This window comes from Cellulosimicrobium sp. 22598, from assembly GCF_052044445.1.
Taxonomy (GTDB): domain Bacteria; phylum Actinomycetota; class Actinomycetes; order Actinomycetales; family Cellulomonadaceae; genus Cellulosimicrobium; species Cellulosimicrobium cellulans_G.
The window spans coordinates 104,013-118,898 of sequence record NZ_JBQEMZ010000005.1 but is presented as its reverse complement, the minus strand read 5'-3'; the positions used below and the strand labels follow the sequence as shown (position 1 = coordinate 118,898).

The 14,886-nt window shown below is 74.5% G+C and carries 10 protein-coding genes; 7 read left to right on the top strand and 3 right to left on the bottom strand.

Features of this window, described 5'->3' with window-relative positions:
• Positions 1 to 17: 17 nt before the first annotated feature.
• The 3 genes from ACTJIY_RS07300 to ACTJIY_RS07290 all read left to right on the top strand — a co-directional run bounded on the left by ACTJIY_RS07300 (position 18) and on the right by ACTJIY_RS07290 (position 4,630).
• The gene (locus ACTJIY_RS07300; RefSeq protein ID WP_440674010.1) at positions 18 to 3,617 is read left to right on the top strand and encodes an Ig-like domain-containing protein; all 3,600 of its coding nucleotides are present in this window, start codon (positions 18 to 20) and stop codon (positions 3,615 to 3,617) included.
• Between the two features lie 210 nt (positions 3,618 to 3,827).
• Positions 3,828 to 4,160, top strand: coding sequence for an STAS domain-containing protein (locus ACTJIY_RS07295; protein WP_440674009.1), 333 nt, complete (start codon positions 3,828 to 3,830; stop codon positions 4,158 to 4,160).
• Entirely contained in the window at positions 4,157 to 4,630 is a 474-nt protein-coding gene (locus ACTJIY_RS07290) for an ATP-binding protein (RefSeq protein ID WP_253054985.1), read from the top strand. The genes ACTJIY_RS07295 and ACTJIY_RS07290 overlap by 4 nt, the downstream gene beginning before the upstream one ends.
• A 36-nt stretch (positions 4,631 to 4,666) precedes the next feature.
• Here the strand turns inward: ACTJIY_RS07290 and ACTJIY_RS07285 are convergent, their stop codons facing one another.
• A complete protein-coding gene (locus ACTJIY_RS07285) occupies positions 4,667 to 6,949 on the bottom strand; it encodes a SpoIIE family protein phosphatase (RefSeq protein WP_440674008.1) in 2,283 nt (760 codons plus the stop codon).
• 261 nt (positions 6,950 to 7,210) lie between these two features.
• On the opposite strand from ACTJIY_RS07285, the gene ACTJIY_RS07280 reads away from it, so the two are divergent.
• The 3 genes from ACTJIY_RS07280 to ACTJIY_RS07270 all read left to right on the top strand — a co-directional run bounded on the left by ACTJIY_RS07280 (position 7,211) and on the right by ACTJIY_RS07270 (position 9,984).
• A complete protein-coding gene (locus tag ACTJIY_RS07280; protein WP_253054983.1) occupies positions 7,211 to 8,008 on the top strand; it encodes an ABC transporter ATP-binding protein in 798 nt (265 codons plus the stop codon).
• A 118-nt stretch (positions 8,009 to 8,126) separates the two neighbouring features.
• Entirely contained in the window at positions 8,127 to 8,564 is a 438-nt protein-coding gene (locus ACTJIY_RS07275; protein ID WP_353707699.1) for a YciI family protein, read from the top strand.
• 37 nt (positions 8,565 to 8,601) lie between these two features.
• Positions 8,602 to 9,984 carry an RNA polymerase sigma factor gene (locus ACTJIY_RS07270; RefSeq protein WP_253054981.1) on the top strand — a complete coding sequence of 461 codons (1,383 nt, stop codon included), beginning with the start codon at positions 8,602 to 8,604 and terminating at the stop codon, positions 9,982 to 9,984.
• A 38-nt stretch (positions 9,985 to 10,022) separates the two neighbouring features.
• Here the strand turns inward: ACTJIY_RS07270 and ACTJIY_RS07265 are convergent, their stop codons facing one another.
• Complete coding sequence (locus ACTJIY_RS07265) at positions 10,023 to 11,072, bottom strand: aldo/keto reductase (protein ID WP_440674007.1); 1,050 nt, start codon at positions 11,070 to 11,072, stop codon at positions 10,023 to 10,025.
• Between the two features lie 31 nt (positions 11,073 to 11,103).
• A complete protein-coding gene (locus tag ACTJIY_RS07260; protein WP_353707697.1) occupies positions 11,104 to 12,150 on the bottom strand; it encodes a LacI family DNA-binding transcriptional regulator in 1,047 nt (348 codons plus the stop codon).
• Between the two features lie 322 nt (positions 12,151 to 12,472).
• Between ACTJIY_RS07260 and ACTJIY_RS07255 the strand changes: the two genes are divergently transcribed.
• Entirely contained in the window at positions 12,473 to 14,746 is a 2,274-nt protein-coding gene (locus ACTJIY_RS07255; RefSeq protein WP_440674006.1) for a discoidin domain-containing protein, read from the top strand.
• Positions 14,747 to 14,886: the final 140 nt, after the last annotated feature.

The window sequence follows — 14,886 nt, the reverse complement described above, 5'->3', positions numbered from 1 at the left end:
AAGGAGGTGGCTCAGGGATGAGCCCGACCGAGACCGACACGACCACGCGGGGTGGACCACCCGGTCCTCGCCGCACCCGCCCGGGCGGCCCGGCCGCCCGCCGGACGGGGGCCCGCGTCGTCGCGGGCCTCGGCGCCGGGGCGCTCGTCGCGGGCTGCGCGCTCGCGGCCCTGCCCGCGCAGGCCTCGCCCCTGGGCGCGGTCGCCGCGACGGGTACGACGGCGGCCGCGGCCGACGTCGCGGGCGTCACCGTCACGCCCGACCCGTCGTACGCGGGCGCGCCGTTCGAGGGCTGGGGCACGAGCCTCGTGTGGTTCGCCAACGCCACGGGCGGCTACCCCGACGAGATCCGCGAGAAGCTCGCGGACATGGTGTTCGGCGACGAGGGCCTCAACCTCAACATCGCGCGCTACAACGTCGGCGGCGGGAACGCTCCCGACGTACCGGACTACCTGCGCGCGGGCGGCGCCGTCGACGGCTGGTGGAAGGCGCCGGAGGGCACGACGCGCACCGACGTGGACTGGTGGGACCCCGAGAACCCGGACCACTGGGACGAGGACGCCGACGCGACGCAGCGGTGGTGGGTCGACCGCATCAAGGACGACGTCACGCACTGGGAGACGTTCAGCAACTCCCCGCCGTGGTTCATGACCGTGAGCGGGTACGTCTCGGGCGGGTTCAGCTCGACCGCGGACCAGCTCAAGACGGAGAGCATCGACGACTTCGCGGCGTACCTGGTCGGCGTGACCGAGCGCCTCGAGGACGCGCACGGCATCGAGGTCGACACGATCGACCCGTTCAACGAGCCCAACACGAACTACTGGGGCACCCAGCTCGGCAGCGACGGCAACCCGACCGGGGGCCGCCAGGAGGGCGCCCACATGAGCCCCGCGCTCCAGGCGAAGGTCGTCCCGGCGCTCGCCGCGGCGCTCGAGGGCTCCTCGACCGACGCCGTCATCTCGGCGATGGACGAGACGAACCCCGGCACGTTCGCGACCAACTGGAACGCGTACCCGCAGTCGGTCCGCGACCAGGTGTCGCAGCTCAACGTCCACACCTACGGCACGGGCCAGCGCACGACGGTCCGTGACATCGCCAAGGGCGAGGACAAGCCGCTGTGGATGAGCGAGGTCGGCGGGAACTGGAGCTCGACGGGCCAGGACTTCGAGACCATGGAGTCCGGCCTCGGCAGCGCGCAGCACATCGTCGACGACCTGCGCGAGCTCGAGCCGAGCGCGTGGGTGTTCTGGCAGCCGGTCGAGGACTACGCCAACATGGCGCCGGGCGGCGAGAGCGCGAACGGCATGAACTGGGGCGAGATCCAGATCCCGTTCGACTGCACGGCCGAGGACACGCTCGAGACGTGCCCGATCTACACGAACACGAAGTACTGGGCGACCCAGAACTTCACGCACTACATCGAGCCGGGCGACTCGCTGATCCGCTCGGACGACGCGAGCAGCACGGCCGCGGTGTCGGCCGACGGCACGTCCGCGACGGTCGTGCACGTGAACGACGCGTTGGCCGAGCGCGCCGTGACGCTCGACCTGTCGAAGTTCGGTGCGGTCGGGTCCGATGCGACCGTCACCCCCGTGGTCACGAGCACGGCCGGCTACCTCGTCGAGGGCGAGCCGGTGGCCGTCGAGACGGGTGCGGACGGTCCGAGCGCGACGCTCGTCGTGCCGGCCGAGTCCGTGACGACGTTCGTCGTCGACGGCGTCTCCGGCGTCGCGGACGACGCCGCGCTCGTCCAGGACGGTCACGCCTACCGTCTCGACGGCGTGCAGGCGGACCGCTCGCTCGCGCCGTCGGCGTCGGGCACGGGCGTCGTGATCCGCACCGACGCGCCGGTCGCGGAGCAGGCGTGGGAGATCACGGCGCTCGGCGCCCCCGAGGGCTCCGGCACGCACCGCACGCGCTACGCCGTGACGAACGCGGCCACGGGCCGCCAGCTCGCCGTCACGGCCGACACGTCCGCCGTTCTCCAGGACGCGCCCGCCGACGTCGCGGACACCCCGCTCGCCGCGCAGTGGATCCTCTCGACGACCGGCGACGGCACCTTCACGCTCGTCAACGCGTCCTCGAAGACCCTCCTCGAGGTCGGCGGCCAGGCCACGGCTGACGGTTCCCCCGTGGGCACGTACCTCGCGAACTCCGGCGTGAACCAGCGCTGGCGGGTCGTCGACGAGACGGTCCTGGGCACCGAGCCGGTCGAGGCGTTCACGACGCCGGGCACCGCGCCCGAGCTCCCCGCGACCGTCACGCCCGTCTACCGCGACGGGGCGCGCGGCGCGCTCCCCGTGACGTGGGACGTGCCGGACGACGACGCGTGGGCCGAGCCGGGCACCGTCGAGGTGACGGGCACCGTGGCCACGCCGACCGGCGGCGAGGTCGCCGCGACGGCGACCGTCGTCGTCGACGAGCTCACCTCCACGCTCCCCGCGCGCGCCAAGGCGTACGCGGGCGGCACGCCGACGCTCCCGGCGACCGTCACCGCGGTGGCGGCGGGCGGGGCCGAGGTGTCGCGCCCCGTGGTCTGGGACGACGCCCCCGCGGACGCGTACGACGCCGTCGGGGTCGTCGAGCTCTCCGGCACGGCCGACGCCGGGGCGGGCGCCACGCTCCCGGCCACGGTCCGCGTCCAGGTGACCGAGGCGGCGTCCGCCGACGGCGCGCTCGCCGCGGGCACGACCGCGAGCGCGACGTTCACCGAGCCGGGCTACGCCGTCGGCGGCGTCGTGAACGGCAACCTCACCGACAAGGCGTGGTCGAACTGGGTGTCGGGCACCAAGCGGACGTCCGACACGCTCACGGTCACGCTCCCCGCCGACCGGGACGTCACGGGCGTCGTGACGCGGTTCTGGAAGGACGGGTCCAGCGCGAGCTGGGCGCAGTCCGTCCGGCTCCAGGCCCTCGTGGGCGGCACGTGGACCGACGTCGGCGCGCCCGTCACCGTGGACGCCTCGCCCGACGGCCCCGCGCCCGCGGTCGAGATCCCCGCGGACGTGCGGACGTCGTCCGTGCGCGTCGTCCTCACGGCGCGGGCGAACACGCACCTGGTCGTCTCCGAGATCGAGGTCCTCGCCAAGGTGCCCGGCACGGGGACCGACGCCACGGCGTCGGGCATCACCGTGGACGGCGAGCCCCTCGCCGGGTTCGACCCCGCGGTGACGGCGTACGACGTGCCCGTCGCGGGCGGGGTGCCGGCCGTCGCGGCGGTCGCGCACGACCCCTGGGCGACGGTCGCGGTCGAGGCCGCCGACGCCGTCCCCGGCACGACGACCGTGCGCGTCACCGCCGAGGACGGCACGGAGCAGGCGTACGCCCTGCGCTGGACCGCCGACGCGGGCAGCGCCCCGGTCACCGCCGTCGCCGAGACGCGGTGCCTGGCCGGGAAGGTCTACGTCGCGGTCCGCGCCACGAACGACGGCGACGCGCCGCTCGACGTGACGCTCGCGACGCCGTACGGCACGCGGACGTTCGCGGGAGTCGCCCCGGGCACGAACGCGTACCAGTCGTTCGCGTCGCGCGCCGCGTCCGTCCCCGCCGGGACGGCCGTCGTGACGGTCGACGGGTATGCGCCGCTCGAGGTCGCGTTCGACGCGCGCACCTGCTGAGAGGTCCGGCCCACCGTGCGGGCCCGGTCGACGTCCCCGCGACGTCGACCGGGCCCGTCGCCGTCCCGCGGGCCGGGACGTGCGCCGACGCACGGACCGGATCCGGAAAGGTCGGCGCCACGCGCCGGATCGCAGAGCGAGCGTCGGCAGGTCCGCGTACCGTGTCCCGGGTGCCCGGCACCGTGCCGGGACGAGGAGGAGCACACCACGGTGACCCCGACGACGAGCGGCGACGTCCTGACGACGAGCGGCGGCACGCGCTGGACCATGCGAGGCGAGATCGACGCCGCGGTCCAGGCCCGCCGCGAGGACGAGCTGCTGCGGCTCGCGCAGTCGGCGGACGATCGCATCCACGTCGACCTCGGTGACGTGACCTTCATGGACTCGGGCGGCCTGCGCCTGCTCTACCACGCCGCCACCGCCGGGTCGGGGTCGCCCGTGCTGGAGCGCGTTCCGCGCCGCGTCCGCGACCTGCTGGAGCTCAGCGGGGTGGTCGACCTCTTCGAGATCGCGGACGACAGCACCGGCGAGGACGGCGCGTGAGCGTCGAGCACGCCGCCGTCCCGGTCGGCTTCGTCGAGATCGGGTCCTGGCCGCTGCGGGGACTGGGTGACCTCGCGACGCTGCGCGAGGGCCTGCACCGCCTGCTCACCGGCGGGCCGCTCCCGCCGGACCGCGCGCTCGAGGCGACGCCGGAGCGCGTCGTCCTCGTGGCGAGCGAGCTCGCCACCAACGCCCTGCGGCACGGCCTGCCGCCCACGCGCGTCCGTCTGCTCAGCGACGGGCGCGAGCTCGTCGTGGACGTCGTGGACCACTCTCCGGCGGCGCCGGTCGTGGCCGGGCGGCGCTCACCGGGCGCGGGCGGGTTCGGCCTCGTGCTCGCGCAGCGGGCGTCGACGGCCGTCGGCTGGTTCCGGGCCGGTACCGGCGAGAAGCACGTGTGGGCGCGGTTCGACGTCCCGGTCTTCCGCGGCGGCGCCTCGGTGCGCAGCGCGCTCCTCCCCGTCGGCTGACCGCTGTCGGCTGCCCGTCGACCCGCCGCGACGCGCTCAGGCGTCGCGGCGCACGAGGAGCAGCGTCGCGTCGTCCGCGGAGCGCGGGTCGCGCGCCGCCGTGACGATGCCGTCCACGTCCGCGTCCGTGCCCGCCGCGAAGACCGCCGCGAGCCGGTCGAGGCCGTCCCGGATCGACTCGCCGCGACGCTCGACCAGCCCGTCGCTGTAGAGCACGAGCGCTCCCCCGCGCGGGACCTGGAGCACGTGCGCGGTCGGGACGCGGTCGACGATCCCCAGCGGGGGGACGCTCGCGCGCTCGGCCCACGTCGTCGTGCCGTCCGGCCCGACGACGAGCAGGGGCGGGTGCCCCACGGACACGTGCTCGACGACGCCGCTCGCCGGGTCCAGGAGGGCGACCGCGAGCGTCGCGACCTCGCCCGGCAGGGTCCAGCGGGCGACCTCGCCCAGCCGTGCCACGGCCTCGACCGCCGAGCCCGAGCTCACGAGCGCGGCGCGCAGCGTCGTGCCGAGCTGGCCCATCGTCGCGGCGGCCTGGAGACCGTGGCCCGTGACGTCGCCGACGACGAGCGCGAGGCGGCCCGACGGGAGCACGAGGGCGTCGTACCAGTCGCCGCCGACCAGGCCGGTGCCGGCGGACTCGTAGCGCGACTGGAGCGTCCAGCCCGGGACGTCCGGGAGCAGCGCCGGCAGGAGGCTGCGCTGCAGCTCCTCCGTCGCGCGCACGGCCTTGCGTCCGCGCAGGTACAGCGCCTCCACCAGGTGGCCCCGCAGCGACGTCGCGACGTCGGTCTGGTCCGCCGTCCACGGCGCGCTGTGGCCGCGCACGACCTCGCGCCAGCGCTCGAAGGACTTGCGCGGGCTCAGCCGGACCGTCGCGCCCTCGCGTTGCGCGATCGCCTTGTTGTACGGGTCGCCGCCCCAGTCGACGTGCCGCAGCACCTCGTCGCGCACCCACACGACGACCTGCCCCTCGGGGAGCACGATGCCCATCACTCCCGCGACGTCGGGCGCGAGCGCCGCGACGTCCGGCGCGTCGCGGCCCAGCGCCTCGGTCGCGACGAGGTCCTCGCCGTGGCCGAGCACCCAGGCGACGAGCGCGCGGCACCCGTCCTCGTCGGGCGTGCTGCCGACCTTGATGAGGCCGCCCTCCGCGACGACGACCGCACCGTCGGCCCGGACGAGGCGCCGCAGCCAGCCCGAGCGGGTCAGCGCGGTGCCGATCGGGACGCTCTCGTCGCGGCTGTCGGCGGCGAGGTGGGCGAGGACGCCCTCCGCGCGCCGCACCTCGGCCTCGCGCTCGTCCTCGGCCTGCGCGACGAGCCGGACCGAGAGCGCCGACCCGAGGAACTCGGCAGCCGTGCGCACCTCGTACGGCGGCTCGTGCGGTCCGGCGTAGTGGTGGCACGCGATGAGCCCCCACAGCCGGCCCTCCCGCAGGAGCGAGATCGACATCGACGCGCGCACGCCCATGTTGCGCAGGTACTCGAGGTGGATCGGCGAGACGCTGCGCAGCGTGGAGTACGTGAGGTCGAGCGGCGCGCCCGTGGTCGGCAGGAGCGCCGGCACGATCGGCTGGGGCGCGTAGTCCACGTCCGCGATGAGCCGGATCCAGTTCTTCTCGTACAGCGCCCGGGCCTGCGGCGGGATGTCCGACGCCGGGTAGTGCAGCCCGAGGAACGCGTTGAGGTCCTCGCGGCGCGCCTCGGCCACCACCTCGCCGTTGTACGCGGCGTCGAAGCGGTAGATCATCACGCGGTCGAACCCGGTGAGCTCGCGCACGTGCCGGGCGGCGTCGTCGTACAGCTCGTCGAGGGTCGCGGCACGCTCCAGGTCGCGCAGCGCGTGCCGCACGGCGAGGTAGGTGTTCGGGAACGTGAGGGGGCGCGCGCCCGCGGCCGTCTCGAGCTCGACGACGAGCACCGGCTCGGTCTCGGCCGCGTCCACGGGCAGCGGGGGCCGGTGGAGCACGGCGTCCACGGCGACGGGCGCCCCGTCCCAGCGGTCGAGGTCCAGCGTCACGGGGTTGCGCGTCGCGAGGTCGCCGACGTTCGCGGTGTGGTCGAGCACGCGGCGTGCCGGTTCCGCGCCCAGCGCGTCGGCGAGCGGTCGGCCGACCAGCTCCTCGGCCGGGACGCCCAGGTGCCGCGCGACGTTCGCCGACGCCTGGAGCAGCACGCCGTCGTGCTCGCGCACGACGAGCAGCACGCCGCGGGGCTGGATCATGCCGGGCACGTGGATGGGCTCGCGTGCGCAGTTGTCGAGGTCCACCGCCTCGCCGGGCGCCAGCAGCTCCGGCTCGTCGACCGTCCTGGTCACGTGGTCCTCCGTCCGGGTCGCCGCACACCGGCAGGGGTGCCGCGGTGCGGGTCGACGGACCACCTGGGCTCGAGGATCCTGGTCGAGTGCCCCAGGCTACCGCGCCCCGGGCTCCGAGCCCGAACCCTGCCCCGCGTCGCGGGGCCGCCGGGGCGGCGACGGGCACCGTGAGCGACGCCACGGAACTCCGCGGTAGCGTCGTTCGTCGGACGAGCGGGGCCCCGGACCGCCCGCCCGGCCCCGACGACCAGAAGGTGACCCATGAGCACGACGACCACCCCGATCCTGCGCGCCACCGGCCTCGCGGCCGGCTACGGAGGGCCCGACGTCGTGCACGGCATCGACCTCGACGTCGTCCCGGGCACCCCGCCGGTCGGGATCGTCGGCGAGTCGGGCGCCGGCAAGTCCACGGTCGTGCGGGCGCTCGTCGGGCTCGTGCGCCCGACCGCGGGCCACGTCACGTACGCCGGCCGCACCGTCACCAAGCTCTCGCGCCGGGACAAGAAGCAGTTCACCGCCGACGTGCGGCGCGTCTCGCAGGACGGCCTCGCCGGGATCGGGATCGACCCGCGCTGGACCGTCGACCGCACGCTGTCCGCCGCGCTCAAGGACGCCCGCAGGGCCGGGCGCCCGAGCGGCCGCTCCGTCGAGGACCTGCTCGGCGACGTCGCGCTCGAGCCGCGGTACGCCCCGCGCACGATCCACTCGCTCTCCGGCGGCGAGAAGCAGCGCGTCGCGCTCGCCGTCGCGCTCGCCACGCGCCCGCGCGCCCTCCTGCTCGACGAGCCGCTCACCGCCGTCGACCCGGCCATGCGCGGCGACGTCGTGCGTCGCCTCGGCGCCGCGACGGCCGAGCTCGGCACCGCGGTGCTGCTCGTCTCGCACGACCTCGAGCTCGTCGAGCGGATGTGCCCCACCGTGCACGTGCTCGCCGACGGGACCTTCGTCGCCTCCGGCGCGCTGCGCGACGTCTTCGCCGGGACCGCGCCGGGCGCCGACCACCCGGCCGTGCGGGGCCTCGCGGAGGCCGCGCCGCTCGCCGTCCAGCGCTTCCGCTGACGCCTCGGCGAAACTCGTCGGCGACGCGTGTCGAAAACCCGGGGGCGCCGTCCGACGTCAGGGTGAACGCGCCTTCACGACACTAGGGTCGAGGAGGCACTCACCGAGGAGGAACGTCATGCGCGTCATGGTCATGATCACGGGCAACGGGGCCGACGAGGACAAGATCGCCCCCACCCAGGAGATGCTCGCCCAGATGGGCGCGTACAACGAGGAGCTTGTCAAGGCGGGCATCATGCTCGACGGCCAGGGACTGCAGCCCACGGCCAAGGCCGCGCGCGTCGTGTTCCGCGGCGGCGAGACGTCCGTCGTCGACGGGCCGTTCACCGAGTCCAAGGAGATCGTCGCCGGGTACTGGATCTGGCAGGTCTCCTCGCTCGAGGAGGCCGTCGAGTGGGCCCGCAAGTGCCCCAGCGACCCGAGCATGGGCCTGGAGGAGGTCCTCGAGATCCGGCCGATCTTCGAGGTCGAGGACTTCGGCGCCGAGTACACGCCCGAGCAGCGCGCGAAGGACGAGCGCCTCGCCGAGCAGATCCGCGCGCAGCAGGGCTCCTGAGCCCTGCTCCGGGCAGGGGTATGACAGGGGTACGACGATGACCGACGTCTCCCGCACCGTCGAGGCCGTGTGGCGCATCGAGTCGCCGCGGCTCGTCGCGGGCCTCGCGCGGACCCTGCGCGACGTCGGCCTCGCCGAGGAGGTCGCCCAGGAGGCGTTCGTCGCCGCGCTCGAGCAGTGGCCCGAGCAGGGCGTCCCGGACAACCCCGGCGCGTGGCTGACGACCGTGGCGCGCCGCCGCGCCGTCGACCTGGTCCGCCGCGAGCGCACGCGCGACGAGAAGTACGCGCGGCTCGCGGCGGACCTCGCCGCGCCCGGTGCGCGGTCCGGCGGAGGGACGACGGCGGTCGCGCACCCGGGCGACGGCGGCGCGGTCCTCGTGGGGTCGGTCCCGGCCCCCGACGCGATCGTCGAGGACCCCGTGGGCGACGACCTGCTCGCGCTCGTGCTCGTCGCCTGTCACCCCGTGCTCCCGCGCGACTCCCGCGTCGCGCTCACCCTGCGCCTCGTGGGAGGACTGACGACGGACGAGATCGCGCGCGCGTTCCTCGTCCCCTCCGCGACGGTCGGGCAGCGCGTCTCGCGCGCGAAGCGGACGCTCGCCGAGGCGAACGTCCCGTTCGACGTCCCGCAGGCCGACGAGCTCGCCGCCCGCGTGCCCGCCGTGCTCGAGGTCGTGTACCTCGTCTTCACCGAGGGGTACGCCGCCACGTCGGGCGACGCGTGGGTACGGCGCGAGCTCGCCGACGACGCGATGCGGCTCGGGCGGGTGCTCGCCGGGCTGCTCCCGGGCGAGCCGGAGGTGCACGGGCTCGTCGCGCTCATGGAGCTCCAGGCGTCACGCTTCGCCGCGCGCACCGGGCCCGACGGCGAGCCCGTGCTGCTCCAGGACCAGGACCGCGCACGCTGGGACCGCCTCCTCGTCCGCCACGGCCTCGCCGCGCTCGACCGCGCGCTCGCGCTGGGCACGCGCGCCGGGAAGCCGCTCGGTCCCTACTCCCTCCAGGCCGCGATCGCCGCGTGCCACGCACGGGCCACGGCCTGGGCGGACACCGACTGGGAGGCGATCGTCGCCCTCTACGACGCGCTCGCGTCCGTCGCGCCCTCCCCCGTCGTCGAGCTCAACCGCGCCGTCGCCGTCGGCTACGCGGACGGCCCCGACGCCGCGCTCGTCGTGCTCGACGCCGTCGCGGACGACCCGCGCCTCGCCCGCCACCACCTCTACGGCGCCGTGCGCGGCGACCTGCTCACCCGGCTGGGACGGCACGCCGAGGCCGCGGACGTCCTCGAACGCGCCGCTGCCCTCGCCCCGACCCGCCACGAGCGCCAGCTCCTCCTGGAGCGCGCCGCCGCGGCGTCGTCGTCCGCCGACCCGCACCCCGCCCATGGTCGCGAGGTAGAACCTCCGGACCCGAGGTAGAGCCCCGCGAGCTCTACCTCGCGACCGGCGGTTCGGTTCTACCTCGCGAGGGCGGACTCGATGGCGTCCGTCTCGTCGGGGGTGAGCGGGGGTGCCGCGAGCGCGGCGACGTTGTTCTCGAGCTGGCGGACGCTGCTCGCGCCGATGAGCGCGGACGTGACGCGGTCGTCGCGGAGCACCCAGGCGAGGGCGAGCTGGGCGAGGGTCTGGTCGCGGCCGGCGGCGATCTCGTTCAGCGCGCGAGCCTTCTCGAGGTACGCCTCGTCGAGGTTCTGCTCGGACAGGAACGGCGAGTCGGGGCGGGCGGCGCGCGATCCCTCGGGCGCGGAGCCGGAGAGGTAGCGGTCGGTGAGCAGGCCCTGCTGGAGCGGCGAGAACACGATGGTGCCGACGCCGAGGTCGCCCACGACGTCGAGCAGCGACTCGCTCTGGACGCCGTCGTACGGGTCCTCGTGCGCCGGGTCCTCGACGTGGCGGTTGAGCATCGAGTAGCTGGGCTGGTGGATGAGCAGCGGGGTGCCGAGGTCGGCGAGGATCGCGGCGGCCTCGCGCGTGCGGGACGGCGAGTAGTTCGACACGCCGACGTAGAGCGCCTTGCCCTGCTGGACGGCGTCGTGCAGCGCCCGCATGGACTCCTCGAGCGGGGTGCTCGGGTCCGGGCGGTGGTGGTAGAAGACGTCCACGTAGTCGAGGCCCATGCGCGTGAGCGACTGGTCGAGCGAGGACAGGAGGTACTTGCGCGAGCCGCCGTCGCCGTACGGCCCGGGCCACATGTCGTACCCAGCCTTGGAGGAGATGACGAGCTCGTCGCGGTACGCGCCGAGGTCCCGCGCGAGGTGGCGGCCGAAGTTCTCCTCCGCGGAGCCGTACGGCGGGCCGTAGTTGTTGGCGAGGTCGAAGTGCGTGATCCCGAGGTCGAACGCGCGGCGCAGCACGGCGCGCTGCGTCTCGAACGGGTTCACGTCTCCGAAGTTGTGCCACAGACCGAGCGAGATCGCGGGGAGGTCGAGGCCGCTGCGCCCCGTCCGGCGGTAGGTCATGGTGTCGTAACGGTCGTCGGCGGCGACGTAGCGCGGAGCGAGAGGCATGGGCCCATTCTGCCTTCCCGCTCGCGGGACGCTAGGCCGAGTCGCGCACGACGAGCACGGGGTCGAAGATCCGCGACGTGACCCGCGGCTCGCCGTTCTCCACCTGCTCCAGCAGGAGTCGCGCCATCTCGGCCGCCATCTCCTCCACGGGCTGGCGCACGGTCGTGAGGGCCGGCCGCGTGAGCGTGCCGGCGGGGCTGTCGTCGAACCCCACGACGGCGACGTCGTCGGGCACCCGGCGGCCCTGCTCGCGCAGCGCGTGGATCGCCCCCTGCGCCATGACGTCGTTCGAGACGAAGACGCCGTCGATCCCGGGCGCGGTGCGCAACAGCTCGAGCATGGCGGCCTCGCCGCTCTCGACCGTGAAGTTGCCCTCGACGCTCGGCACGTACGCGTGGCCCCGGCGGGCCATGGCGTCGCGGAAGCCGTCGAGACGGTCCCGGGCGGCGAGGACGTCGAGCGGGCCGGACACCACCCCGACGGTCCGGCACCCGCGGTCCAGCAGGTGGTGCGCGGCGAGGCGAGCGCCGTCGGTGTTCGCGACGTCGACGTAGCTCACCGGGAGGGGCCGCGGGGGCCGCGCGAAGAGCACCACGGGTCTGCCCGTGGCCAGGAGCTGCTCGGGGAGCGGGTCGTCGGCGTGGGTGGAGACCAGGAGCGCGCCGTCGGCGTTGCCGAACCGCAGGTAGGACACGACCTGCCGCCTCGCCTCGTCGCCGTCGGCGAGCATGAGCACGGGGTGGACGTCGTGCGGCCGCAGCGACCGCACGAACGACCCCACGACGCGGCCGAAGAACGGGTCGGCGAGCAGGCGCGGGAGGTGCAGGCCGTCGTCGGGGCCCGGCTCGGCGCCGGAGACCACGACGGCGACCGTCCCCGTGCGCCGCGTGACGAGCGAGCGCGCGGCCCGGTTGGGCACGTAGCCCGTGGTCGCCACGGCCTCCAGGACGACCTCCTGGACGGCGGGCGCGACCTTGCGCTTGCCGTTGACGACGCGCGAGACCGTCGCGCGCGACACGCCGGCCACCCGGGCGACGTCGTCGAGCGTCGGCGCCCGGTGCTGCACGTCCTCGCTCACGCTCCCGACGATAGCAGGGGTAAGAGCGCTTTCCTGCCGCGGTCGGTCCTGCCCGCGCTCCGTGCTGCCGGGACATTTCTTACTGACCAGTTTGTCAGAGTTAGCGCCCGTTTTCGGGGTATTTATACCGTTATTCCCGTCGTCTCGAGAGGGTCCTGCGCTTGACAGCCCTCGCGAGCGGGTGAAAACTCGGGCCTCGGGTAAGAGCGCTCTCCCTGCTTCACACCTCAGCCGCGGCGCCGCGGCTGGGGGCACGGCTCGACGACGAACTGTGCCCCGGGTCGACGCCGACCTGGGGCGGACGGAGAGGTAGACGAACACGATGCGCACCACATCCCCCACCGCCCCCGGGCGGCCCCGCAGACGCCGAGCGGCTCGCGCCGCGCTCGCGACGCTGGCCTCCGGCGCCCTCGCGGGTGCGGCGCTGGTCGTGCCGGCGGCGACCGCGAGCGCCGAGCCGGTGCTCCTGTCCCAGGGCAAGCCCGCCACCGCGTCGTCCGTCCAGGACGACTGGGCCGGGTACGCCGCGGGCAACGCCGTCGACGGCGACCTCGGCACGCGCTGGTCCAGCGCCTGGAGCGACCCCCAGTGGCTCCAGGTCGACCTGGAGCAGGACGCGAGCGTCGACCGTGTGGAGCTCGTCTGGGAGGGCGCCTACTCGTCGGCCTACCAGGTCCAGGTCTCCGACGACGCCTCCGCCTGGCGCACGCTCTACTCCACGACCCAGGGCGACGGCGGCACCGACGTGCTCGACGTCGACGGCGAGGGGCGGTACGTGCGCGTCCTGTCGACCGCCCGCCCGGGCGGCTACGGCCACTCGCTCTACGAGTTCCGCGTGTTCGGCGAGGCGGGCGGCTCGGGGCCGGTCGACCCGACCGACCCCGGTGACCCGACCGACCCGTTCCCCGACTACGTGCACCCCGGCCACCCGACGGTGCCGGTCAAGGACTCGGGGCCGAGCGTCGTCGAGGTCGTCGGCGGGAACGGCGACTGGGACCTCCAGGTGGACGGGCAGCCGTACACGGTGCGCGGGTTCACGTGGGGCGGCACGAGCGCCGAGGAGACCGGGCCGCGCATGCAGGGCCTCGCCGACATCAACGGCAACACGACCCGCACCTGGGGCACGGGCGCCGACTCGCGCGCCATCTTCGACGCCGCGGCCGCGCACGACGTCCGCGTCATCGCGGGCTTCTGGCTCATGCCCGGCGGCGGCCCGGGCTCGGGCGGCTGCATCGACTACCGCACCGACACGACGTACAAGAACGACACCAAGGCCGACATCCTGCGCTGGGTCCAGGAGTACAAGGACCACCCGGCCGTGCTCATGTGGAACATCGGCAACGAGGCGATCCTCGGCCTGCAGAACTGCTACTCCGGCACGGACCTCGAGGAGATCCGCAACGCCTACGCGTCGTTCGTCAACGAGGTGAGCGTCGCGATCCACGCGATCGACCCGAACCACCCGACGTCGAACACCGACGCGTGGACCGGCGCGTGGCCGTACATCCGCGACCACGCGCCCGACCTGGACCTGCTCTCCATCAACGCGTACGGCGACGTGTGCAGCATCGCCGCGGCGTGGGAGGCCGGGGACTACGGGAAGCCGTACGTCCTCACCGAGGGCGGCGCGGCCGGCGAGTGGGAGGTCCCCGACGACGTGAACGGCGTCCCGGACGAGCCCACCGACATCGAGAAGAGCCGCGCGCTGCCGCTGTCCTGGAAGTGCCTCATGGAGCACGAGGGCAAGGCGCTCGGCGCGACGTTCTTCCACTACGGCGTCGAGGGCGACTTCGGCGGGGTGTGGTTCAACGTCACGCCCGGCAACAACAAGCGCCTCGGCTACCACGCGATCGCCAAGACGTGGGGCGTCGACCTCACGGGCGTGAACACGGCCCCGCGCATCACCGGCATGACGATCCCGGGCTCGACGTCCGTGACCGCCGGCGCGACGCTGGACGTCGACCTCGCCGCGACCGACCCCGACGGCGACCCGATCAACTACGTCGCGTTCTTCAACAGCAAGTACATCGACGGCGCCGGCGGCCTCGCCTGGACCGAGCTCACGAGCACGGGCCCGGGGACGTTCTCGGTCACCGCGCCCTCGCGGCTCGGCGTGTGGAAGCTCTACGTGTGGGCCGAGGACGGGAAGGGGAACGTCGGGGTCGAGACGCGGTCGTTCCGCGTCGTGGCCCCGCCGGTCGCCGGGACGAACATCGCGCAGGGCAAGACCACCACGGCGTCGAGCTTCGACCCCTGGAACGGCAACTGGTCCCCCGGCCAGGCGACCGACGGCGACCAGAGCACGCGCTGGGCGAGCAGCTGGAACGACGACGAGTGGCTGACGGTCGACCTCGGCTCGGTCCAGGCGTTCCAGCACGTCCAGCTCGTCTGGGAGACGGCGTTCGGCAAGGCCTACCGGATCCAGACCTCGAACGACGGGCAGTCCTGGACGACGGTCCGCACGGTGACCGACGGCGACGGCGGGGTCGACAGCCTGGACGTCGCGGGTACCGGCCGCTACGTGCGGCTCCAGCTCGACGCGCGCGGCACCGCGTGGGGCTACTCCCTGTTCGAGCTCGGCGTCTACCAGCGCTGACACCCACAGACGTCCGGGTGGGGGCGGCGGCAACCGCCCCCACCCGGCACGGCGCCCGGTGACAGACGCCGGGCGTGCCCATCATCCGCGCAGCGTCGCGCGCTCCTGCCCGAGAGGCTCCGCAGCGCGCGACGACCTCG

Excerpts from the sequence above, each read along its gene's own strand:
- ACTJIY_RS07300 (WP_440674010.1), top strand. The coding sequence starts at position 18 with ATGAGCCCGACCGAGACCGACACGACCACGCGGGGTGGACCACCCGGT.
- ACTJIY_RS07280 (WP_253054983.1), top strand. The coding sequence starts at position 7,211 with ATGAGCACGACGACCACCCCGATCCTGCGCGCCACCGGCCTCGCGGCC.
- ACTJIY_RS07275 (WP_353707699.1), top strand. The coding sequence starts at position 8,127 with ATGCGCGTCATGGTCATGATCACGGGCAACGGGGCCGACGAGGACAAG.
- ACTJIY_RS07270 (WP_253054981.1), top strand. The coding sequence starts at position 8,602 with ATGACCGACGTCTCCCGCACCGTCGAGGCCGTGTGGCGCATCGAGTCG.
- ACTJIY_RS07265 (WP_440674007.1), bottom strand. The coding sequence starts at position 11,072 with ATGCCTCTCGCTCCGCGCTACGTCGCCGCCGACGACCGTTACGACACC.
- ACTJIY_RS07255 (WP_440674006.1), top strand. The coding sequence starts at position 12,473 with ATGCGCACCACATCCCCCACCGCCCCCGGGCGGCCCCGCAGACGCCGA.